The following is a 21,799-nucleotide window of genomic DNA, read 5'->3' on the forward strand; positions in this document are numbered from 1 at the left end:
AGCCGTTTTTTTTCTGGCAAAATCACGTGCAAAAGTTGACAGCAAATTCACATCTTTTGTTATACTTTTTAAGCAAGATGTCTGAATTCGAAGTATGTTACGTTTTTTTGGCGAAGTGGGTAACATAAGAAAAACAGGATGAGACACGTTTTTACGAAAAAATCAAGAGGCGTTTTTTTCGACTTTATCTGTTTTTTTTCGACAAAAGGCTATATAATAATTTGATGTGTGCATTGTCTCATTCAAACAATGGAGGGTTTTTAATGATAAAAAGAAAAAAAGATAAGTTCTCACTCCTTTTAACAGAAATCGCAAAAAACATAGACGAAACCGCAGAATACTTTGTCAACTTTAAAGTGACGAACCAGACGACTTTAAAGGAATTTGCCGATACGTTAAAAGAGTTTGAAACAAAAGGAGATAATCATGTTCATGTCATGATTAAAGAGCTGAACAAAGCTTTTATCACTCCCATTGAACGTGAAGACATCCTTGAGCTGACAAACAGCCTCGATGACGTGCTTGACGGAATCGAACATTTTTCAGCAATGATGGAGATTTTCTCGATCACTTCTTCCGATGAGCATATCGATAAGTTCAGCGGATACATCAGAGAGTGCGCGAAGGAAATTTTAATCACGATTGAGCTGCTTGCAGAAAACCGATTGAAGGACATTCACCCTCACGCCATTAAAATTAAGGAATACGAGCACAGCTGTGATAACCTGCACCGTAAATCATTAAAAAATCTGTTCGGCACAGAAACCGATCCGATTAAAGTGATTCAGTACCGCGAGATTTACGAAACGCTTGAGGAAATTGCCGACTCTTGCCAAAGCGTTGCCAATAACCTTGAAACCATTATTATGAAAAACGCGTAACGAGGGGTTATAATGGATACTCTATTACTTTTAACGATATTAATTGTCATATGCGCTTTGGTATTTGACTTCATTAACGGATTTCACGATACCGCAAACGCAATCGCCACCTCAGTTTCGACAAAAGCTCTGAAGCCGCGGCACGCAATCGTCATGGCCGCCATCATGAACTTTCTCGGAGCGATGACATTTACCGGTGTGGCGAAAACCATTACAAAGGACATTGTGAATCCTTATACATTAGACAACGGGTCAGTTGTCATTCTGGCGGCTCTACTCGCCGCAATCGCCTGGAACTTGATCACATGGTATTTCGGCATTCCGAGCAGCTCTTCACATGCGATTATCGGAGCGATCGCCGGTGCGGCCATTGCAGCGTCAGGTTTTGCGACGCTTAATTATAAAGGGTTCATTAAAATTATCGAAGCACTTATTTTATCACCGATCATCGCCTTTGTTCTCGGCTTTATCGTATATTCGATCGTGAAGCTGATTTTTAAAGACAGCAATCTGGCGAAAACAAATAAACGCTTCCGCAGAGTGCAGATTTTGACGGCTGCCATTCAGTCCTATACACACGGAACGAACGACGCGCAAAAAGCGATGGGTATCATTACGATGGCGCTTATGACTGCCAATTTACATAAAAGTGATGCCATTCCTTTTTGGGTGCAGCTCTCTTGTGCCCTGGCAATGGGTCTCGGCACATCCATCGGCGGCTGGAAAATCATTAAAACCGTCGGCGGGAAAATTATGAAAATCCGTCCGGTAAACGGCGTATCTGCCGACTTAACCGGCGCAGCCATTATTTTCGGGGCCACGTTTATTCATCTCCCTGTCAGCACGACACACGTCATTTCGTCTTCCATTCTCGGTGTGGGCGCTTCCCACCGCGTAAAAGGCGTAAACTGGGGAACGGCTAAACGGATGCTCATTACATGGGTCATCACCCTGCCGATTGCAGGTACACTCGGCGCCATCGCCTTTTTCATCTTAGATCTGTTTTTCTGATGACATCCGCTTCTTTACAGAAGCGGTTTTTTTGTGACAGGAAAATGATGTCATGACATAGAATGAACATAGCAGACCATTTTTCAAATTGTGAGGGATGCTCATGCTTTTGTTTTTTCAGATTATGGTGTGGACGATGGCGGCCGCACTCATTTTATATGTGTACGCATCCTGGCGGTATGAGGCAAAGGTAAAAGAAAAAATGTTTGCCATCCGTAAAACGTGGTATTTACTATTTGTACTGGGCTCCATGGTCTATTGGACATATGATCCCGAATCGCTCTTTGCCGCATGGAGACAATATTTGATTGTTGCCGTCTGCTTTGCCCTTATTGATGCGTTTATCTTTTTGAGCGCGTATATCAAAAAGCTCGCCGGCAATGAATTAGAGACGGATACGCGGGAAATTTTAGAAGAAAATAACGAAATGCTTCACTCCTATCTTGAAAAACTGAAAACCTATCAATATCTGTTGAAAAATGAACCGATCCATGTATATTATGGAAGTACAGAAGCTTATGCGGAAGGCATCAGCAGACTGCTGGCCGCTTATGCCGAAAAAATGAATGTCACGGCTTCCTTGTGCGACTATTCCGCACAATCGGATAAGGACCGCTTGACGGAGCATATGCCTGATGCGGCAGACGTTCAGTCCCGTCTTAACCGTAAAGACGTCTACTATGATCAAAAAGGCAGGCTTGTGCTTATTCCGTTTACAGTCCAAAACCGCCATTACGTGATCAAACTCACGTCGGAAAACCTGTTGACGGAATTCGATTATTTGCTTTTCACATCGCTAACGAGCATTTATGATTTAATGCTGCCAATAGAAGAGGAAGGTGACGGTTAAATGGAGCAGGCATTTCAAAACGGGCAGCCGGAACAAAGAGCGAAACCGTTCAAAATGTTTAAAAAACGTTCAATGACAAGTATCGCAAGTTACCAGGTCAGCCCTCATACCGCCAGAATTTTCAAAGAAAACGAGCGGCTGATTGACAAGTATAAACAAAAAAAAGCTTGATTACACTAAGGACAGGAGACACGGCTCTTGTCCTTATTCCTTTTTTCCTTATCTTTCATATAATAAAACTAACAAAGAGATGCGACAGGTGATGATGTGAAGAAAATTGTCAGGCGCGTAAAGTTTGTGGATTACGGACGCTTCGGGCTTTCCGCTTATTCGCTGAGGATGCGGGCGAGGAATCTCGGGCTATTGAACCGGTTAAAAAAGAAAAAAGGCTGAATCCCGCAATGTGAACGGGACTCAGCCTTTTTTGTTAAAGCTGCATCAGAATTTTCGCTTTTACAGCGGGACCGTAGACGCCGTCAGACGTCAGTCCGTTTACAGATTGGAAGCGGGCCACGGCATCTGCGGTTTTCGGACCGTAGATACCGTCAATGCCGTTATTGACAGCTCCTTTTTCAGGATAGAAATAAAGTGCGGCGAGCGCGTTTTGCACCTGGTATACCTTTTCACCGGACGTGTACGGCTCTGTCAGCTGAATCACCTCGTCCGGAAGAGAATACAGTGCTTCAACCGGCGGGCTGACGATCAGTACTTGTCCGACTTTAATCAGGTTCGGGTCAGCGATGTTATTCCATTTCTGCAGATCGGCCACGCTGACGCCGAATTTCCGCGCGATCGCTGACAGCGTATCTCCTTTTTGGACGGTATACGTCTGTCTTTCCCCAGAACCGATTCCCGCTTTAAACTCATCCCATGTATCCAACAGTCTTCTCGGACAAAGCTTTCCTGACCAATGCTTGTGCGCAACGACATTCGCAAGCGGGATGCCGTGCGACGTCATTAATGTGCGGATGAGCCATTGGGCGTTTGCCACGGCCTGTGAAAAGTTGCCGTCTGCGTTTTCACAAATTTCAATACCGATGGATTTACGGTTGCCGTCCCCGTTTCCGTCACCGGCATGCCAGCCGTTTTCGTTCAGCGGAAGATGCTGATAAATTTCCGTATCATCGACTGTGAAATGCCAGCTTGTCGGTGTATCGGGATTTTTCACATAGCTTGCGTGACTTTTGGCGTTAGCTCCGACTGCGGTATTGGCTGTATTGTGCACCGTAATGTAAATCGGTGTCATTGCATAGCCTGGGCGGTTATTGTTTCCTGCCGGGATAAAATCCTGTGTAATTTTTACCATATTCTCATCTCTCCTATTTCGATAAATTGTTTATTTTTAATAAAGCCTGCTGTTTTTTCCCTTTTGCTGTAACGTAATTGTTTTTAAACCAGGCGGCGGCAGTCGTTATGATTGTAAAAACGGCCGACCCGGCGGCATACAGCGTATCTGCAAGCTGGCTGACCTGGTCCTCCTGAATATTCAGCGGCGATTTGCCGAACATCAGCAAAGTTTGATTCAATAAAGCAAGCAAAAGAAGCACCGTCCTGACGACCGTGCCTTTGTCCGCGAATTTCATATCGGTTTCCCCCCTACTTTTGCAGCAGATTGTACATGATGGCGATGGCTCCGCCAATGACGCCCGTGCAGATTGCTGTCACGATCGCTCCTGTAATGGTCCGCTTAATCCATGTTGTGTTTTCGTCAATTTTATTCAGTTTTTCATTCAGCGTCATGATTTGCTGATCGTGCCGGTCGGATACCCGCTCTAATACGGCCACCCGCTGTTCAAGCACCTTTTGTTCACCTTTGATTCCTGCGAATTCTTTTTGCACCGCTTGTTCATCCAGAAGCACTTCCGCTCCCCCCTCTTACATTGTTCTCACCTCCCTTCGGAAGTTTCATTCTTACGAAAATGCCGTGCCTTTGACAGAAAGGCTCCCGCCGGAAATGCTTTTGATTTCCATGACGATTTCCTTAAAGCCGGCAATATCAAATGACCACACTTCGTCTGTGCCTGATGTACCGGCGGCTGATGTTCCGTCTTCAGACCTGATTCCTCTGATCGGCACATTTCTTCCCGAGATGGATCTCCCCCAAAACGCGATATGGCCCGACTCAGCCGTGCCGGTGATTTCGACGAGAAGTTTTTTCCAAGCGCCCGCTGAGAAGATGCTTCCCTCGCCCGCCTCTGCTGCATTTTCATGAAAAATCACGTCTGTATATGAAAACGCCATATCACCGCCCGTACCGACAGATTGGTATAAAACAAATTCGGACTGCTTTTGATTTCCATTTTCAAAACGGAACCGGTAATATCGTTTTGTCAGACTGACCCACCCCGAAGCGGTCAGCACTCCGCCTTTGACTGCGACAGAATGTGAAGCCGTCCACGAATTGTTATCCTCGCTCTCTTCGATAAAAAGAGTTCCGCTGCGGTCCGAATAAGCCCACCCCTGTGCTCTGTCTATTAAGACGGCTCCTAAACGGTCTTGTCCGAATTGGCTGTATACTTCAATCGCTTCTAGCGGCGTATTGGTAAGAAGCTCTCCCATTCCGGACAAATCAGCAACCGGTGTGACATAATCGTTTTTGTTACCGCGATAAGCTTTTACGGCGCCGGGCCTGCCAAGTTGATCGGCGGGAAATTCAAATGAATGCTTTTTCATCGGCCGTCCTCCTTTTCTGATTTATTAAAAATGACAAATAAAAAAAGCCGTTCGGCTTATGACACAGCATTTTTATAGTTTTCGTATGTTTCACCCGTTATTTCTTGAAATTCCTCAGGCGTGATATACTTCGCGGCCACACCTTCCGCCAGATCTTCGGCAGAACAGTCATCATAGCCCATAGCCTGTTTTACCATTTCTATTGAGGCCCACTTATAAAACAAAGCGTAAACCCAAAAGTTAAGTCTCTTCATTTTTTCATTCTCCTTTTATGTTTAATAATTCTAATTTTAAAGACGCTAATTGCCTGCCGAGTGACTGCTGCGCTTGTTCGGCTGCTTTTCTGGCCAATTTCTCATTCGCCAGCTGTCTCCCGAGGCCTGCAAGCTGGTTTGAATCGGGAGCCGTATCTTTTTTTAAGCTGTCTTTATATGCTTCGTCAGCCGTTTCCACCCATTCTTGTTTCTCTTCATCAAAAAATGGGCGCCACATGCCTTCGCCGTTTATTTCCGGCGGAAAGTCCGCAGCGTTAGCCGGCATCAAATAATCTCCTGTCTCAGAATCCGGATAAAGCTCAACCGGAGTGCCTGTATAAATGTTGTCATTGTCATACGGAAATATTAATTTCATATTCTCGCTCCTTTACGTGAGTGCCAAAACAAGGTCAATATAATAGCCGTTCACGTTATTTTCTATATTGGCCATAATTCCCGTCAGCTTCATATCTCCATTAGAATAAATAATAAACTTGCTGTAACCGGTGGTGCCGCTGGCTGCAACCATCGTTACAACGCCTTTGGCCGGCGCACAAGAGGATGGCACACTCCCAAATACCACTTCTCTGTCCGTAAGAACGTGTCCGTTCAGGTGAAGGGTGTTTCCCACTTTGCGGTATTGAAGCGGCCTGTCTCCTGATTTAGCGCCATTTTTATAAGGAACATTTATCCAAGGTACATTCTCAGTATCAAGTTCAGTAACGAGGCGACGCCAGCCCTGCCAGCCCAAGTTCAAATCCAAATAGTTCGTGAACATATTATTTTTATAATCGATGGCAATGACATACCCAAACGTTCCCTTTCCCTCACTGTCAAGAGAGGTAAAATGAAACATGCCGCGGGTCGAAGCGTTGCTCGGACTGTTTGCCGCTTTGCCGGTTGAATAAAAGGTGCCGAACGCCCTTCCGTTTGTAACGATTTTTTCAAGAAAGTTATCATCATCACCAATTGTAAGAAGATAGCCGCCATTATCGTTTGTGATTTTCGAAAGCTGTGCCCCGTTCCACATATTTTTATCCGCCTGTGTGACATGGATGTCTTTTTTATTGGCGTGAGCGTCTACTAGTTTTTGCACAGCTTCTGTGTTGTCCAATTCAACCCAATCACTCCAAACATTATTTGCCAAAGACTTGCGGAATGTTCTGTTGTCATTTGTCATGGCAAGAACATGACCATATGACTTTCCGACGCTGCAGGTCCAAAACCCGCGTCCGCCTGCAGGAGGGGTATTCGCCGCAGTTTTTTCATATGAGAAATAGGTCAATGAAGGATAATTTAACAATTCAGCATGAAGATCAGTTGTGACATTAAATAACGGCTGGCCGTCATCATTCGAAATTTTATTTAACTGCGCATTGTTCCATTTGTCCTTATCAGATTTTGTTACGTGAATATCTGTTTTATCAGCATGTGCGTTGACCTTTGACTGCGACCCTTCCACTGACTCCAACTCACGCCATGACGTCCAAGAATCCGAGCCTGAGACTTTATTACGCATAAACTTTCGTCGGCCTGACGACGTTGAGTCGCTGCTGCTATAGGACGTATATTCCTGATAAGCATACGTTCCGTAGTTGTGAACAAACAAATACCCGTTATTATTCACTGGCGCGTTTAATGCACTCGTGACACTGCTCATATAATATAAACCTGTATCCGTTACCGTATTAAAGTCAGCACCGCTTCGATACTTTGCCAGCCCATTATCTTCCGTTAATTTAAACAGCTGTCCTGCATTCCATTTATCCTTATCAGCTTTCGTCACATGCCGGTCCAGATCTTGATTGTGCCGGTCGAAATCTTTTTTTGCTGCCTGCTGGACGTTGTCTACATTTCCGAGACCGATTTGCGCCTTTGTCGTTTTGTGCGGGTTGTTCATGTCGTTTTTATGGGCCGCCAGATCCGTGTGGGCGTCTTTTATGCCTTTTTCCCAGCGGTTGACGTCATCTTCGTTAATCGGATCGTCCGGAAGCCAGTCTGTTTTTTCTTCGTAAGCCATCGTTACACCACCTCAAAGGTAAATCTTAAATCAAGCGTTCTGTTATTGCTGAGATCTAAATTTGTTTTTCGTTCTGTGATGACGCTTCCTGTTTCGTCAAGCATCTGCACGGTTTCAATGTGTTTGACGTCTTCTTCCCTGCGTGTGAGAACGGTGACTGCGGCATCTTTTACGGAAATATCCGCAATCGGAGTTTCTTTGCCGTTTAACAGCACTTTTGTGATCCTGTTTTTCAGATCGGCTGCGGCACGCTGTCTGTAAGCGGCTGATATCATGGTAAGACCACCTCGTTATTGTTGAGTGTGACGGAATAACCGACCTTCAGTTCACTGACTTTTCGGTATCTCCGATTGTTGAGAATGACCCGGTCTTTGATTTCCAGTGTTTCGTTTAATGCGGCTCTCAGTGTATACGCCAAATGAGCGGGTTTGATTTTTTCAAGCGTTTCAATCAGCTCGTTCATGTGCTGCAGGTCATCAAGCCCGATATCGGCATAAAAACGATACTGCCCCGGAAACATCCGAACGTAAGCTGACGGATGTTTTAAAAAACGGTTTAGCGCCTGCTCGATCGCTTGATGTGTGATGGGCGGAATATTCGACATCTTCGAAATCAGCCTGAGCCGTCTCATATCCTCCGTGTCACCTGATTCCCGCGGTATTTTTAATATTTTTTCCCAGCGGTCAAGCCCCCATGTCGCCGTCGTGATAAAGAGCTGATCTGTCAAATCGAAAATATCGTTATTCTGCCGCTCAAACTCAGGAGCTTCCGCCTCAAGCAGTTGTGCCATCTCTTTTAATCGGGTTAAAAACGGCGGGAGGTACGCCGTCATCTCATCGAGTCTGCTCAAGGATTGTCACCTCTTTGAGTTTAGGAATTTCCACGTCACTGAGCACGAGGTTTTCCGCCGCACCGTTCATTTTGATATCGGCGTAGTCACTGACGGATGCCGAGTTATAAACGATGTTGTTTATTTGTGATAAACGGACGGTGTTTTCTTCGAAGGCCATTTTCTTAAATAAATTCAGGACGCCTTTTTCAATCTCCGCTTTTACGTCATCGATCGAGCTGTTCAGCTCAGGCAGCACGGAAGCGGAGATTTCGATTTCCTTCCATACGGCGCTTTCCACCGTTACTGCCGCTCCGATCGGCGCCTGTCCTTCTCCCTGCTCTTCGTCCGGATCAATATAATCCTTTACTTTCTTGATCAGAATATCTGATGCCGGTTCCAAATTCGCATTTGTGATGACAACCTTCACCGTTCCGGCTCCGTTCCAAAGCGGGAAGATTTTCGCCCTGCCGACGCCGTCAACCTCTTCGGCCCATTGTTTATAATGCTGTTTATTTGCGCTGACTGCCTCCCGGCGGACACGGGTAAAATAGCGCGCCCTTAAGCTGTTGTCGTCTTCTTCCTCACGGCCGGGAATTAATATATCGCGCATGACTGCTTTCTCAAGCCCGGGTATCGTATCAAGCGGCAGCAGGTTCTGCCCTGAAATGCCGGCATTGCCCGCTTCACCGGCTGTTTCACATTCAAGCGTTCCATCCCCCGTATATTGAAAATACAGGTTATCAACGAAGAAACGGGAGCCTGGCGGAATGGTGATGCCCGCTGTGAATTCTCCGGCTCTGACCGCTTTTGTGGCAGGTGTTCGTTCAATTCCCGCTTCAGCAGCACGCCTGTCCAGAAATTCTCCCTGAGCCGTATCGGAAAACACGAGCTCCAGCACGGTATCAAGCCAAATATAAGACTTTGCGAGCTCAGCGGCCGCAGGCGCGAGCGCATTGTAAATGACGCTGCCTTCTCTCGTATCAATATCTGCCGTAATGCGCGCCAGCATTCTGTCCATAATGTCGTCAAACGTCTGAGCTTCAAACATCCTCACCCAGCACCTCCTCTATCTCAAGCATGCCCTCATCAGTTTCAACGGTAAAAGAGACGGTGAAGGCATCATCTTTTTTCTCAATCTCAAAATTGGTAACGGCCAAAATACGGTCATCATACAGCAAGGCTTCTTCTATCAGTCTTGGAATCTCCATTTTTTTATAAGCATCCGTCGTGTTCTGATCTGAAAGCACTTCCTGAAGTTCGTTTCCGATATCATGACTGAAAACCGAATATGAATACCGTTCTGTGTGAAGAGCGATATAGACGAATTGTCTGATTGCGTCCAGTCCGTTTATCAGTTCATTGGTAATCCGGTTGTTTTCAAAATCAATTCGGTAGGTTTGTGAAGTTTCAACGGCCTCACTCGCATCCTCCAAATCTTCAAATTCGATTTCCGGTGTCAGGGCCATTGCACCCGCTCCTTTTAGATTTGATCATGTAAAAAAGCCCTCTTCGGATGATGAAGCGGCTTTAATAGGCTGATATTCTGGTACATTTCCGTCCGGATGCCGGTTAAATTTTGTCCAGTACAAAGAAAGACTGTCCTCCTGTTAAAGCGGCGGTCATCACCCGATCTCCCGCTTGGAGCTGATCATCTTCTCCGGATCTCAGCCGCTTCGGCAAAATGAGTGCATCAGACGGAATCAAAAGTTTGTCGTGATCTTTCAGTTTCAGCTCGAGCGGCGAAACGGAGGTCACTTCGGCCGGCATCAGCTCTACCGGCGCTTCGGCGTCAACCGCTCCGACGGCTAAATGTTTAATGGCATCACTTAATCTCATCAGGATGTCCCCTCCGGAAGTGAATTTTTCTCCGTGACGTCAATCGTCATGGTATGTTTTGTTCCTTGGAATTCATGGCGGTCCGTATCTACATAATAGGTTTTCTTCAGCCCGATTTCCGGAATTGAGATATAGACCGGCAATCCGCTTTCCAACCCGGGAATACCGATCGCCTGTATATTTTTCAGCTCTTTCTTAACGCCTTTTTTCTCAGCCTGCTTCACTTTTGCGCGCTGTTTCAGCTGGGCTTCATTAATGTCGTCAGAAACCGTTTCGGTATACTGCAAAACGCCGAATGTTTTCATGCCCGCGCTGTCTGAGGCGGAAGCCTTCACGGTTTTATCGTCTTTTTGCAGCCGCATGACGACACGGGTTGCGGTGTCATCAATTGAGGTGTTGTATTGATACCCTGTGATATTAACTCCTGTTTCCAGCACCCATATGTCAGACGGCTCCGGCCATTCACGCAAGCCGAGCCTGCCTTTTTCTGAATAGAGCTGATAATTGCGCCCCGTCTGGCTTTTTGTCTGCTTTAAAGCTTTTAGCATCATATCGTAAAGGCTTGTATCATTTTTAAAAACGAGTGATTTAATGGTATGGCCTGTGTTGGCAATGGATGTGACGGGAATTTGAAAATCGCTGGCGATCCTTTTTAATATTTGATCGGCGCGCTTGTTGGAAAACACGTAAACGTCCTGGTTTTTCACAAGGTATTGAAGCATATCGTATGCGGTGAAGGCGACGGTATGCTCATCGGGCGTTCTTGCAAAAACAATGCCGCGGAACAGTTCTTTTCCGTTCCATTTGAACAAAACCGTATCCCCTTCTGTTACGCCGTAATACGTCTGGCTGCCCTGCTTTACGACAATCGTCGCTTCGATAGAGCGGGGCGCCTGATATCTGTGTCCTTCCAGCGTTACGCTTTCTGTGACAAGCTCGAGCCACTCCGTTTCTTTTATGACAAATAGTTCAATCATCTTTTCACCCGTTTCATTGCGGTATCTTCAGCTTCTGCCCCGGGAAGATCCAATGCCCCGGCTGCCGGATATTCCGTTTGCTGCGCTTAATCATGGCGGTTTTATTCGCGTTCCAGATTTTCCGCCACTCCGTGTGTTTTCCGTAAAACTTGCCGGCGATGTCCCAAAGCGTATCCCCTTTTTTGACGGTATATGTTTTGGGTGAAGCTTTGGACGGGCGCTTCGCTTTCGTTTTTTTCTTTTGTTTGATTTTTCTTGGCGAAGCGGTTTTATATTCTTTCAGTACGATATCAAAATTCCGGTCGCCGATTTCATTGTCACCTTCGCTGTAATTAAAGCTTTCAATGCTGCATGTGACATTGATTTTTGTCCCTGTAATCAAAAACTGAACGGGTTTTTTCGCTTTCATCCATGCTTCAATGGCTGAAATGGCTTTTTCCGGCGAAGGGATGCTTTGATATTCAACAATCGGGCTGTACCGTTTCGGAAAAAAAGAAGAGAACGAAATTTCTTTCGCTCCCGGTTCTTCGATAAACGTCACCTCTCCAAGTCCGGTGACTTTCACGGAATCATTCTGCACGCTGTTTGCGATATCAATCGCTTCAGGGAGAACGGGAAGCCGGAGCTTGTCCTTTCCCTGAGACAGCCAAAATTCGTAAACAGATTTAGTCAAAAGCAACGGCCCCCTTTGCTCCGGTATACATGTCTTTTTGCAGTTCATCAATCAGCGCCTGTTTGATTTTGGCGGCGAGGCTGTCGGCGTCCTGTCCGTTATGGAAATGCTGATCGCCGCTGAATTCGATTTTAATCTCTTTTGTTCCCGTTTTTTGAACGGTTTGTCCGCCGCCTTTAACGGCTGCGGAAACCGTGCCGGCTGAAAGCGCCGCCGGTTCCGTCTGTGACGGGTCGGACACTTCCATGCCGAGCGCTTGAGCCGCTTTTTGCAGCAGATAACGGCCGCGGATGCCCCGCTCTTCAGGGATGATCCACTCCCGTTTGTTCCCTTCCCCGACACGGGCGATCTGCTCCTTGGTAATCAGACCCCCATTGGCATAACCGACGTAAGGGCCTCCATGAGCCATACTTTTAATCCCGGGGACATTGCTGATCGAGCCGTATCGGCTTTTAATATAGCCGATAGCGGCAGCGGCGTTGTGAATTGGATTTCTGATATCATTCATGCCCGGCGCTTTGTGATCTTCAAAGGTGCTCGGAATCGTCTGCATAAGCCCCTGTGACGGGTGTCCGGCTTTGGCGTTGCTGTCCCATAGATTAATGGAATTAGGGTTGCCGCCTGACTCATGCTGTGCGATCGTCATTAATCCCGGAAGCCAGCTGATCGGCGTATTGGTTGCTTTCATTGCGGCCAAAAGCCACTCTTTGACGCTTCCTCCCGCTGCACCCATGCCGGAAAAGGCTGCTGCAAGCGAGCCTGCCTGTTTTTCGGCGTATTTTTTCACGTCAACTGAGCCGAGACCTTTGACGACGCCGACTGAAGCAAAGCGTCCGAGACTCATCATGACACGGGAAGGAGAGTGAATATCAAGCTCTTCCCTGAATGCGTCCTCGACTTTTTTGGCCATATCTTTGGCAGCCTGTTTGACTTCGCTTCCTTTTGCAGTCATCCCTGATACGAAGTGTCCGATCAGGCCTGACCCCCAGCCGTTCGCGGAATCTCTTGATTGCACAAACGGTTTATTGATATGTGTGCTTACGTATTGCGACGTTCCCGTATCTTTTGCATTCTGTCCGGCCGAATATCCTTTCACCGTTGCGGCGCCCCATGATGACGATTGATTAACCGCCGATTGATAAGGTGTTTTCACCTTTGTTTTTAAAAATGAATCGGTGCCCGTCAGCGAAGTATTCTGACCTTTCACATAGCCCGCAACGACTTGCTTTCCGTAACCGGATGAAGACGAAATGAGGGCATTGAACGGCGTTCCGATGTTTTTTTCCTTCCAGCCGTCCATATCCACCGCTTTTTTGCTGATTCCGCTGTCAAAGCCTTCAGTAAACTGTTTGCCGAGTGATGAAGCCGTCCCGCCAAGTCCGGATGCCTCTACAGACGCTGCGGCCGATACAGATGCAGAAGAAGAAACACCTCCCGCTCCCGCCGGCACAGCAGAAGACTGAGCCGAAGCCGCGCCCATATCATCGACAACACGCATACCGAGCCTAGACGCAGCTTGTGAAAGCAGCATCTTCCCGCGGCCGCGATTGTTGTCGACGGGGATGACAAATTCTTTACCGGCTTCACCGATCCAGGAAATGGTCGGCTTTGTAATGTAGCCGCCCGTGGCGTTTTTGTCCGTTTTTTTCTTTTTATCTCCGCCGCCTCCTGTGACAAAGTTCATTATGCCTGAAATCATTTTGCCGCCGGTTTTATCCCAAATCTTTTTCACCCAGTCGAATGCTGCAGAAAAAGCATCTGATATGGCCGTTCCCACTTTTACAAGAGGTTCTTTTATATGTTTCTCAAACCAGCCGCTTAACCCTTTCCATATATTCTTTACCGTATCTAAAGCAGACTGGAAAGCATCTGATATTCCTTTACCGACATTTTTCACCATGTCTTTCACCGGATTCCAGACAGTATCCATGAACCAGCCGGAAACCGTACTGAAAACGGATTTAATTTTATCCCAAGCTCCTGTGATTTTACTCCAAATGGACGTCGCCACTCCGACGACAGCCGATTTTACGGGCCCCCACACCGTGCTCATAAACCAGCCGGATACTGTGCTGAAGACACCTTGAATCGTCGTCCACGCATTCACGATATTTGACCAGATGCTGGTTGCCACTCCGACGACAGCCGATGAAACCGGCGTCCATACATTTTCCATGAACCAGGATGACACCGTGCTGAAAATCCCTTGAATCGTCGTCCACGCATTCACGATATTTGACCAAATGCTTGTCGCCACTCCGACGACAGCCGTTGAAACCGGCGTCCATACATTTTCCATGAACCAGGATGAAACGCTTCCCCAAGTATCTTGTATTGTTGTCCAAGCACTTTGCGCCGCTTTGGAAATATCATTCCACGTGTCTTTCAAAGCCCCTGAATCAAAGGCCTCTCCCAAGCTGGAACCGCCTAAACTGCCGGCGATGCCGCCTACCGCGCCGCCGATTAATGTGCCCACTCCGGGAACAACGCTGCCGATTGCCGCTCCGGCCGCAGCTCCGGCAAGACCGCCGCCTGCTGAGCCGACCTTCTCTCCTGCATTATCTTTATTGATGCCGGCTAAATCAGTAAGTGATAACAATTCACCTATGCCGGGAATTCCTTTAGCGGCACCTTTTAACCCTTTCAAACCGCCTTTTAGCGCCTTTGAATCTCCTAAGCCTTTCAAAAGCGTGCCGATGCCTTTACCTGCCCCTTTTGTTTTCGGCGTGTTTACGGATGCCTGTTTGCTTCCCTTTACGGAGGAACCTCTTTTCGAGGATTTATTTCGCCCTTCGACTTTACTGCTTTTGCCCCTCGTCACTCCGGTACAGCAGCAGCAGCCCCCCAAAGCCCCGCCGGTTTTTTTGGCTGACTTTCCTGAAGATTTTGGCGCTGTTACCGTGCGCTGCGGACCCTTTGTCAGATCAGGACGCTTCGGGCTGTTGGTGCCGCCGGCAGAAAGGCCGCCCTTACTCTTTTCTTTTTTCGTGCCGCCGCCTAATAATCCGCCGATATTGAGTTTGCCTAATTTTTCAGCGATTCCTGAAAATATTTTTTCTATTAATTCCCCGGCTTTTTCGATGATTTTGTCCGGGCTGAATTTCTCAAATTTCTTTGCAATCTTGCTGACAATTTTATCAACAAATGCCTCGGCTTTTTCGATGATCGCATCAGGACTGAATTTGCCGAACTTTTTATCAATGCCTCCGAACAGTGAGGATGTAAACTGCTCCACTTTTTCCAAAATCTTATCCGGATTGAGAAAATCGAATTTCTCAGAAATTCGGTCAATCGTGTCATTTACAAATTGTTCGGCGCGGTCGATTAGCTTATCAGGACTGAATTTACCGACAACGTCGTCGACTTTCTTCATAAACGAATCAGTAAAATGATCCAGCTCTTTCAATATGGTCTCCGGACTGAATTTGCTGACAACGTCATCAACCTTTTTCATAAATGAATCAGTGAATTTATCCAGTTCTTTCAATATGGCTTCCGGACTGAATTTACTCACGACCCCGTCTACCTTTTTCATAAACGAATCAGCGAATTTGTCCAGCTCTGCTAAGATTGTTGCCGGACTGAATTTGCTTGCGATTTCGTCCACTTTCCCCATGAATGAAGTCGTGAACTTGTCCAGTTCGGCTAATATCGTTGCCGGGCTGAATTTGCTTGCGATTTCATCTACTTTCCCCATGAATGAGGTCGTGAACTTGTCCAGTTCGGCTAATATCGTTGCCGGGCTGAATTTGCTTGCGATTTCGTCCACTTTCCCCATGAATGACGTTGTGAACTTATCCAGCTCTGCTAATATCGTTGCCGGGCTGAATTTGCTCGCGATTTCGTCCACTTTTCCCATGAATGACGTTGTGAACTTATCCAGTTCGGCTAATATCGTTGCCGGGCTGAATTTGCTCGCGATTTCGTCCACTTTCCCCATGAATGAGGTCGTGAACTTATCCAGTTCGGTTAATATCGTTGCCGGGCTGAATTTGCTCGCGATTTCGTCTACTTTCCCCATGAATGAGGTTGTGAACTTATCCAGCTCTGCTAAAATCGTCTCAGGGCTGAATTTGCTTGCGATTTCATCCACTTTCCCCATGAATGAGGTCGTGAACTTATCCAGTTCGGCTAATATCGTCTCAGGGCTGAATTTGCTCGCGATTTCATCCGCTTTTCCCATGAATGAGGTTGTGAACTTGTCCAGTTCAGCTAATATCGTTGCCGGGCTGAATTTGCTTGCGATTTCGTCTACTTTTCCCATGAAGGAGGTCGTGAACTTGTCCAGCTCTGCTAAAATCGTCTCAGGGCTGAATTTGCTTGCGATTTCGTCCACTTTTCCCATGAATGACGTTGTGAACTTGTCCAGTTCGGTTAATATCGTCTCAGGGCTGAATTTGCTCGCGATTTCGTCTACTTTCCCCATGAATGACGTTGTGAACTTGTCCAGTTCGGCTAAAATCGTCTCAGGGCTGAATTTGCTCGCGATTTCGTCCGCTTTCCCCATGAATGAGGTCGTGAACTTGTCCAGCTCTGCTAAAATCGTCTCAGGGCTGAATTTGCTTGCGATTTCATCCGCTTTCTTCATAAAGTTTGCAGCGAATTTATCCAGTTCCGCTATGATTGTTTCCGGATAAAATTTGGATGCGATGTCATTGACTTTTTTCATGAAGGTGTCTGCAATGGAGTCAAGTATTGAAAAATCGTTTTTCGGCGAAGCAGGAGCAGCAGAAGCAGAAGCTTTTCCGACGTCCGGCATATTCTTTTGCATTGCAGCCAGCTGTGCTGTCACCTTTTCGTTTAACGATAATTGAATGACATTGTTTTTTCCCGTCAGCGAATCAATGCCCGCTGAAATTCGGCCGACTGTTTTCATGACGTGATCTATGACGCGTATAGTGACAGAGTACCCGTTCTTTAACGCAGATTGCATATAGCGTTTGATGCGTTCCATGGCAGGGGTCACTTCGTCTGACGCATACAGTGAAACGGTAAATCCTTTAAAACCGGCAGCCAGATCCCGCAATCTCTCTAATGCCGCTGTCGCGCTGTCTTTTGCTCCTATTTTAATGGTTAAAGACGCAGGCAGACCCGCTAATTGGGCTTGCACCTTTTGAATGACGGCACTGGCTCCGTCTTCAGCTGAAATAGAGATCATTTGTGCGCCCAGCTTTCTTTTCATAGAGCGCTGAATGCGGTCAATTGTTCTTAAAACAGATTTACTCTCTTTGCGTATATCAATTTCACTTTGGCGTTTTGTCATTTTCCTGTATTTCTCAAGCGCTCTGAAGCCATTTTGGATTTTCCTTATTTTCTTTGAAACCCGATCTTCCAATTCAAAACGGGCGGTCAGCTTTGCCATGATGTCGCTCCCCCTTTCTTCGCTTGTTTTTCAAGAATGTCCAGCTTGTAACCGATTAAACCGTACAACAGCGCCTTAAAATGTCTCGGTGCTTCATATAACTCTTTCAGTTCTGATGGAGAATAATGAAGCTCATGCATCGCGTAATAGAGATACACGGCTTCCTTATTCCCATCTTTTATCAGTTTTTTGCTTCTTGCTCCAGATCTTCTAATTCATCTTCAAAACCGTTGATCTCAATCGCTTTATTCAGCCAATTTGCATACTCACCGCCGACTGAAAGAACGCGTTTTGCCACCTCGACCGGATCTGCCGTTTTGTAAGCGTCGCGGAGCTCCTTAGAACGGAAATCAGGGTAAATCGTAGATTCAACCGCGATCCGCGCATAAAAGCGCTGGCTGTCTAAGTCTTTTACGCGGCCTCTGCCCTTCACATTTTTATATGTCGTGCTTTCCTTCTCCAGTTCGTCAATGCGCTCAGTCGTAATGGCTTTAAAAATAAAAGGCACGATGTTTCCTTTTTTATCGACAAAACGCTTTGAAAGCGGAACCCGAATCTCCTCAGCCTCGACTGTTTTACCCGGCATAAAGAATGACAGATCATATACTTGTTCGTTTTTTTCGCTCATGATGAAAACTCCCTTACTTTTTTTATAAAAAACAGGCCTGTAAAAAGGCCTGTTTCACTCATACCGATCTTAATTAAAACGTTTCAGAAAGCTTTTCCGGCACATCGAAATCTTCAAAGGTAAACGGCACTTCTTCTTCGAGTGCTTCTGAGTCTACGTCCAGTCCGGCGATTTTTGCAGAATCAAAGTTGACGTCATACAGAGTGACGCGTTCTGTTCCGCGGCCCGATGATTTGTCATCAAGAACGGCTTGCAGCGTAAAATACGGGTCGCTGCCTTTTTTGACGTAATCCATCATAAGGACGGCGAATTTGGATGTGACCTTATAGAATGTTGCCGTGCCCGTTCCGTTGGCGCCTGTTGTTTTATGTCCCGTCATGCGGCGGCCCATGATGTTTACTTCTGATTTGTTTTTTTCCACGTTTGCTTCAAACGTTTTAATATGCGCCATCTCTTCTCCGTCGAGAAATAAACGGCCTTCTTTTCCTGAAATCGTGTTTTGCGCTTTTAATGCCATCTTAGTTTACCTCCACGTTAAAGTAGAATTTTTCTGCCGCATCCACAGGCTGTACGGCGAGATCGATTAAAAAGCCGTCGCGGTCTTCATTCAGCCCGATTGTAATGTCTTTGTCTGAATCAAAATTTGCGATGCCGCCCGCATCCTGAAGCGTAGTCAAATATTGAATGATCATCGTTTTGACGAATTGAAGGCCGTCATTTGTCGCAGGAAGATCGCTGCCCGTGCCTTTTTTCGATTTAATTAAGGCTTTCAGTTCTCTTGTCAAATCGTTATTCACCGCATCAAGCACACGGACGATTTTGTTTTTCGCGAACTTTTTGTTTTTCTCTGCCGTAAATGTCACCAATGAGTTGATATCTTTTTCAACGCTGACTGACTTATCACGGGCATCATAAGAGAAAAGGAATTCACCTTTGGAAAGACGTTCGATCACTTCATCATGAGTCAGGCGGTGCAGCACATCGACGGCGCCTTCGTATTCAACGAATGTTAAGGATTGATTAAATGCGGCGCTGGCACTTGCGCCTGCCACCCAGGCGGTCGCATCTTCAGCTTTAATCTCGGTTCCGTCTTCCAGCAGCACACCTTCAGTAACATTGATAATGCCTTCATAATCCCCGCTGTAATGGGCGGTCACCCCTTGCACTTTCTGTCCCTGCGCATCGCGAAGGCGTTTAATGAATGCGGCAAATGTCGCTTTCAGCTGATCGTTTTCCGCTACAGGAAGAGCGATGACATCGAAATTCTCCGTTTCAGCCGCAGCTAAAAAATCCGTATAGTCTGAGTTGACCGGTGCTTTATCAGTTCCGCCCGCAAGACGGATGCCTGCCTGCGGGTTTAACGTTTCCCCGGATTCTTCTTCAGTGCCTGTCAGCGGGATGGAAGCCGACAGTTCGCCCGTTCCCGTGAATGTGACATAGCCGTTTGCTTTTAATTCTTCGGCTTTTTTCACCGTTTGTTTGTCAACTTCCGCTTCATCCATGTAAGTGGTCACATCGAAAGCGGTCTGATCAAGGACGTTTTCACTGATGCGTATGATGATGTCATTTCCTTTTGACCCGCCGTACAAAGCGGTTGCTTTAACACCTTGCGAAAGATCGGCGCTCGCTCTGATTCCCTCTGTCAGACGGTACATCAAAACGGTTTTTGCTTTCTTTTTCGCCTCACGAAGCAGAATCAGTGACGGATCTTCAATACTGAGCCCCACTTTTTTATTCAAATCTTCAATGCTTGAAATGGAAACGAATGTTTTCGCTTCCCCCCAGCCGGATGCGACGGGGAGGGCGACAATCCCGCGTTCACCGATCGATACCCGCTCCTGGGCGGTTGTTTTAAAGTTAAAATAGATTCCGGCACGTTCTTTTTCTTTTCCTTGCGTAAATGTTCCGCCGTTCATTATTGCATGACCTCCTTGGTTAAAAATGCTTCAATGTAAGACTTGGCTTGCGCTTTTGTCATTTGTTTTTGCTTCACGCCGAATAAAGCCCCCTGGAGAATCTCAGGTTTTACGCCGAAAAGCTCCTTCGCGTGCTTTGTTAAATCCGCCGTGTCATAAAGAACCGCTCGTTCCGCCGCTGCGGCGTTTTTCTTTTTATGTTGTCTCACTTTTGTTTCACCCCGCTGTTAATGTCCACATCCCGCAGTGCGGGAGATGTTTGTTTCTGATAGTAGTAGCGGCTCGTCCAGCGGATTGTGATCACTGCCTCGCCTTTGTCTCCGACTCTTGTTTCGATACGGCTGATGCGGACGAAATCACCGGTATCCTCCCCTGATTCCGTTAGCAGCGGAATCAGCTGTCTTGATTCTCTCACCGCATCGGCGATCCGGTCGGCTGCATAGAGCGCCTGCACCGAGTCGGCATGGAACAGCTTCACATTCAGACTGTACGTTTTCCTGTAAGTGGAGACTGTGTCATTTTCGTCAAAAACAAATGGGGGCGGAATGTATAGTGACGGCACCTGAAATTGTTCAGGCAGTTCATTTTCATATACGGGCACGCCGCACTGCTGATACAAAAAAGCGGCGATTGAACCGGTTTCGCGATTCATCCGATATCTCCCCCCAACGTGTTAAGCCACTGATTGAAACGCTTGTCCAGCGATTCGGCGAAGAGTGTTTCATACAAAAGAAGGGCTTTGTCCCAAAACCCATTCCCGCTGATCCACTGTTTTTTGAGCGCCATTCCCGTTGAAGCTGACGGATCATAGATGAACCGGGAGCCTTGAAAATACCCGGGCACCCATCTGACATTTTCATCTGAGACGGTCCAATGTCCGTCATTTATGAATAAGGCGTACTCTGCATTGGTGCCGATTTCAAGGGTCAGTCCCCCGTTTTCAATGATCCATATATGATCCTGCGCTCCTTTTCGGAAAGAAGACAGCAGGCTTTCTGTATCAATCCCTCCCGAATGAATAAGCTCCTCCCGTACCAAGTCGAGAAAATCCTCTCCTGACTGTTCCAGCCATTCGCCTGCCTGACGGGCAAATTCTCCGGATGATGCCTTTTGCAGCGACCGATTCCATTGTTCAAGGTTTTTTATGCTCATAGTCTGTCATCTCTCACAGCGATAACCTCCCAATGGTGCTGTCTTGCTTTCTTCGGCATTTCCAGAATATACGCCTGTCCTTCCCAAATGATTTTGTCATTGACACGCACAACGGCCTCTTTCGGAAAATGAACGAGAAACCGCTGATATACCTTATGATCAGGATCAAGCTGAATAAGCTGCTGCTGTTTTTCAACAAACAGACACGGCACGTCTTCAGCATCGGGAACTTCCCGATAAGAAAAGACAGGCTGGAGCTTTTCGGCGGGAATCCCGAAGCGTCCGGCCTTCGGAACTGACACCGTCTCATGATAAATATCGCATCTGTCAGTGAGCAGCCGTTCGTAGCTCATAACGGTCTCACCTTTGCGTTTGCAGAAACCGGGGAATAACCCGGCGCGATATATTCACAGAGAAGATGGCGCACAGCCGGTTTTCTGATCCCGCCTTCACCTGCCACCGTATAGGAATAGTCACCTATCTTTTCAGATTGATAGGCGGAAGCGGCTGCTTCATTCTGGTTGATCAGCGCAAAATATTGAGAAAGCTTTAATAACGCAAGCTTAATCTTTTCGGGAAGCGGTGAGTAAATAGGGTCAGTGAACGAATGCCCCGCCATTCTGGCCGCTTCCGCCTCCGCCTCCAGAATGTCCTGTATAAGAAGCGGCTCCGGCCTGTTTTTGACTTGATCATAAACTGAATATGAAACAACGTCAGACGGCTGAATTAACATA

The 21,799-nt window shown here is 46.8% G+C and carries 29 protein-coding genes; 5 read left to right on the plus strand and 24 right to left on the minus strand.

The window, feature by feature from the left end:
• Positions 1–263: 263 nt before the first annotated feature.
• From ACNFN4_RS10505 to ACNFN4_RS10525, 5 genes are all read left to right on the plus strand, one after another.
• Entirely contained in the window at positions 264–881 is a 618-nt protein-coding gene (locus ACNFN4_RS10505; RefSeq protein ID WP_003154804.1) for a DUF47 domain-containing protein, read from the plus strand.
• A gap of 12 nt (positions 882–893) precedes the next feature.
• On the plus strand, positions 894–1,892 hold the full coding sequence (locus ACNFN4_RS10510) for an inorganic phosphate transporter (protein WP_003154805.1): 999 nt from the start codon (positions 894–896) through the stop codon (positions 1,890–1,892).
• A 103-nt stretch (positions 1,893–1,995) separates the two neighbouring features.
• Positions 1,996–2,742 (plus strand): type II toxin-antitoxin system SpoIISA family toxin, encoded by a 747-nt coding sequence (locus ACNFN4_RS10515; RefSeq protein WP_007407256.1) that lies wholly within the window; start codon positions 1,996–1,998, stop codon positions 2,740–2,742.
• Positions 2,743–2,913 carry a type II toxin-antitoxin system SpoIISB family antitoxin gene (locus ACNFN4_RS10520; protein ID WP_003154807.1) on the plus strand — a complete coding sequence of 57 codons (171 nt, stop codon included), beginning with the start codon at positions 2,743–2,745 and terminating at the stop codon, positions 2,911–2,913.
• A 96-nt stretch (positions 2,914–3,009) separates the two neighbouring features.
• The gene (locus ACNFN4_RS10525) at positions 3,010–3,135 is read left to right on the plus strand and encodes a hypothetical protein (RefSeq protein ID WP_003154809.1); all 126 of its coding nucleotides are present in this window, start codon (positions 3,010–3,012) and stop codon (positions 3,133–3,135) included.
• A gap of 34 nt (positions 3,136–3,169) precedes the next feature.
• On the opposite strand, the gene ACNFN4_RS10530 is transcribed toward ACNFN4_RS10525, so the two are convergent.
• From ACNFN4_RS10530 to yqbG, 24 genes are all read right to left on the minus strand, one after another.
• Positions 3,170–4,048 (minus strand): N-acetylmuramoyl-L-alanine amidase, encoded by an 879-nt coding sequence (locus ACNFN4_RS10530; protein WP_007407257.1) that lies wholly within the window; start codon positions 4,046–4,048, stop codon positions 3,170–3,172.
• Positions 4,049–4,061: 13 nt separating this feature from the next.
• Positions 4,062–4,325, minus strand: coding sequence for a phage holin (locus ACNFN4_RS10535; RefSeq protein WP_003154813.1), 264 nt, complete (start codon positions 4,323–4,325; stop codon positions 4,062–4,064).
• A 13-nt stretch (positions 4,326–4,338) separates the two neighbouring features.
• Positions 4,339–4,602: a hemolysin XhlA family protein gene (locus ACNFN4_RS10540; RefSeq protein WP_021493821.1), complete on the minus strand. Its 264-nt coding sequence runs from the start codon at positions 4,600–4,602 to the stop codon at positions 4,339–4,341.
• A gap of 51 nt (positions 4,603–4,653) precedes the next feature.
• Positions 4,654–5,415, minus strand: a complete 762-nt coding sequence (locus ACNFN4_RS10545; RefSeq protein ID WP_160216823.1) for a phage portal protein — start codon at positions 5,413–5,415, stop codon at positions 4,654–4,656.
• A gap of 56 nt (positions 5,416–5,471) precedes the next feature.
• Positions 5,472–5,669 carry an XkdX family protein gene (locus ACNFN4_RS10550; protein ID WP_007610833.1) on the minus strand — a complete coding sequence of 66 codons (198 nt, stop codon included), beginning with the start codon at positions 5,667–5,669 and terminating at the stop codon, positions 5,472–5,474.
• A 4-nt stretch (positions 5,670–5,673) separates the two neighbouring features.
• Positions 5,674–6,045, minus strand: coding sequence for an XkdW family protein (locus ACNFN4_RS10555; RefSeq protein ID WP_448200153.1), 372 nt, complete (start codon positions 6,043–6,045; stop codon positions 5,674–5,676).
• A 12-nt stretch (positions 6,046–6,057) separates the two neighbouring features.
• A complete protein-coding gene (locus ACNFN4_RS10560) occupies positions 6,058–7,689 on the minus strand; it encodes a pyocin knob domain-containing protein (RefSeq protein WP_448200154.1) in 1,632 nt (543 codons plus the stop codon).
• Between the two features lie 2 nt (positions 7,690–7,691).
• A complete protein-coding gene (locus ACNFN4_RS10565) occupies positions 7,692–7,964 on the minus strand; it encodes a hypothetical protein (protein ID WP_003154822.1) in 273 nt (90 codons plus the stop codon).
• The gene (locus ACNFN4_RS10570; protein WP_007407262.1) at positions 7,961–8,539 is read right to left on the minus strand and encodes a YmfQ family protein; all 579 of its coding nucleotides are present in this window, start codon (positions 8,537–8,539) and stop codon (positions 7,961–7,963) included. Before ACNFN4_RS10570 ends, ACNFN4_RS10565 begins: the two co-directional genes overlap by 4 nt.
• Positions 8,523–9,569, minus strand: coding sequence for a baseplate J/gp47 family protein (locus ACNFN4_RS10575; RefSeq protein ID WP_094295694.1), 1,047 nt, complete (start codon positions 9,567–9,569; stop codon positions 8,523–8,525). Before ACNFN4_RS10575 ends, ACNFN4_RS10570 begins: the two co-directional genes overlap by 17 nt.
• Positions 9,562–9,987: a DUF2634 domain-containing protein gene (locus ACNFN4_RS10580; RefSeq protein WP_020955689.1), complete on the minus strand. Its 426-nt coding sequence runs from the start codon at positions 9,985–9,987 to the stop codon at positions 9,562–9,564. The genes ACNFN4_RS10575 and ACNFN4_RS10580 overlap by 8 nt, the downstream gene beginning before the upstream one ends.
• A 103-nt stretch (positions 9,988–10,090) precedes the next feature.
• The gene (locus tag ACNFN4_RS10585; protein ID WP_022553480.1) at positions 10,091–10,357 is read right to left on the minus strand and encodes a DUF2577 family protein; all 267 of its coding nucleotides are present in this window, start codon (positions 10,355–10,357) and stop codon (positions 10,091–10,093) included.
• Complete coding sequence (locus ACNFN4_RS10590) at positions 10,357–11,334, minus strand: XkdQ/YqbQ family protein (protein ID WP_448200155.1); 978 nt, start codon at positions 11,332–11,334, stop codon at positions 10,357–10,359. Before ACNFN4_RS10590 ends, ACNFN4_RS10585 begins: the two co-directional genes overlap by 1 nt.
• Positions 11,335–11,347: 13 nt before the next feature.
• A complete protein-coding gene (locus ACNFN4_RS10595; protein WP_022553482.1) occupies positions 11,348–12,007 on the minus strand; it encodes a LysM peptidoglycan-binding domain-containing protein in 660 nt (219 codons plus the stop codon).
• The gene (locus ACNFN4_RS10600; protein ID WP_448200156.1) at positions 12,000–17,369 is read right to left on the minus strand and encodes a transglycosylase SLT domain-containing protein; all 5,370 of its coding nucleotides are present in this window, start codon (positions 17,367–17,369) and stop codon (positions 12,000–12,002) included. The genes ACNFN4_RS10595 and ACNFN4_RS10600 overlap by 8 nt, the downstream gene beginning before the upstream one ends.
• Positions 17,357–17,509, minus strand: a complete 153-nt coding sequence (locus tag ACNFN4_RS10605; RefSeq protein ID WP_015239684.1) for a hypothetical protein — start codon at positions 17,507–17,509, stop codon at positions 17,357–17,359. The genes ACNFN4_RS10600 and ACNFN4_RS10605 overlap by 13 nt, the downstream gene beginning before the upstream one ends.
• A gap of 41 nt (positions 17,510–17,550) precedes the next feature.
• Positions 17,551–17,997, minus strand: a complete 447-nt coding sequence (locus tag ACNFN4_RS10610; RefSeq protein WP_003154836.1) for a phage tail assembly chaperone — start codon at positions 17,995–17,997, stop codon at positions 17,551–17,553.
• Between the two features lie 73 nt (positions 17,998–18,070).
• Entirely contained in the window at positions 18,071–18,514 is a 444-nt protein-coding gene (locus ACNFN4_RS10615; RefSeq protein WP_003154837.1) for a phage tail tube protein, read from the minus strand.
• Position 18,515: 1 nt separating this feature from the next.
• Positions 18,516–19,913 carry a phage tail sheath family protein gene (locus ACNFN4_RS10620; protein WP_007610810.1) on the minus strand — a complete coding sequence of 466 codons (1,398 nt, stop codon included), beginning with the start codon at positions 19,911–19,913 and terminating at the stop codon, positions 18,516–18,518.
• Complete coding sequence (locus ACNFN4_RS10625; protein ID WP_022553484.1) at positions 19,913–20,122, minus strand: hypothetical protein; 210 nt, start codon at positions 20,120–20,122, stop codon at positions 19,913–19,915. The genes ACNFN4_RS10620 and ACNFN4_RS10625 overlap by 1 nt, the downstream gene beginning before the upstream one ends.
• Positions 20,119–20,565: a hypothetical protein gene (locus ACNFN4_RS10630; protein ID WP_022553485.1), complete on the minus strand. Its 447-nt coding sequence runs from the start codon at positions 20,563–20,565 to the stop codon at positions 20,119–20,121. The genes ACNFN4_RS10625 and ACNFN4_RS10630 overlap by 4 nt, the downstream gene beginning before the upstream one ends.
• Positions 20,562–21,065, minus strand: coding sequence for an HK97 gp10 family phage protein (locus ACNFN4_RS10635; protein WP_448200157.1), 504 nt, complete (start codon positions 21,063–21,065; stop codon positions 20,562–20,564). Before ACNFN4_RS10635 ends, ACNFN4_RS10630 begins: the two co-directional genes overlap by 4 nt.
• Positions 21,062–21,418, minus strand: coding sequence for a DUF3599 family protein (locus ACNFN4_RS10640; RefSeq protein WP_022553487.1), 357 nt, complete (start codon positions 21,416–21,418; stop codon positions 21,062–21,064). The genes ACNFN4_RS10635 and ACNFN4_RS10640 overlap by 4 nt, the downstream gene beginning before the upstream one ends.
• The gene (gene yqbG, locus ACNFN4_RS10645; RefSeq protein WP_021494026.1) at positions 21,415–21,798 is read right to left on the minus strand and encodes a protein YqbG; all 384 of its coding nucleotides are present in this window, start codon (positions 21,796–21,798) and stop codon (positions 21,415–21,417) included. The genes ACNFN4_RS10640 and yqbG overlap by 4 nt, the downstream gene beginning before the upstream one ends.
• Position 21,799 lies beyond the last annotated feature (1 nt).

This window comes from Bacillus sp. N1(2025) (assembly GCF_053470005.1).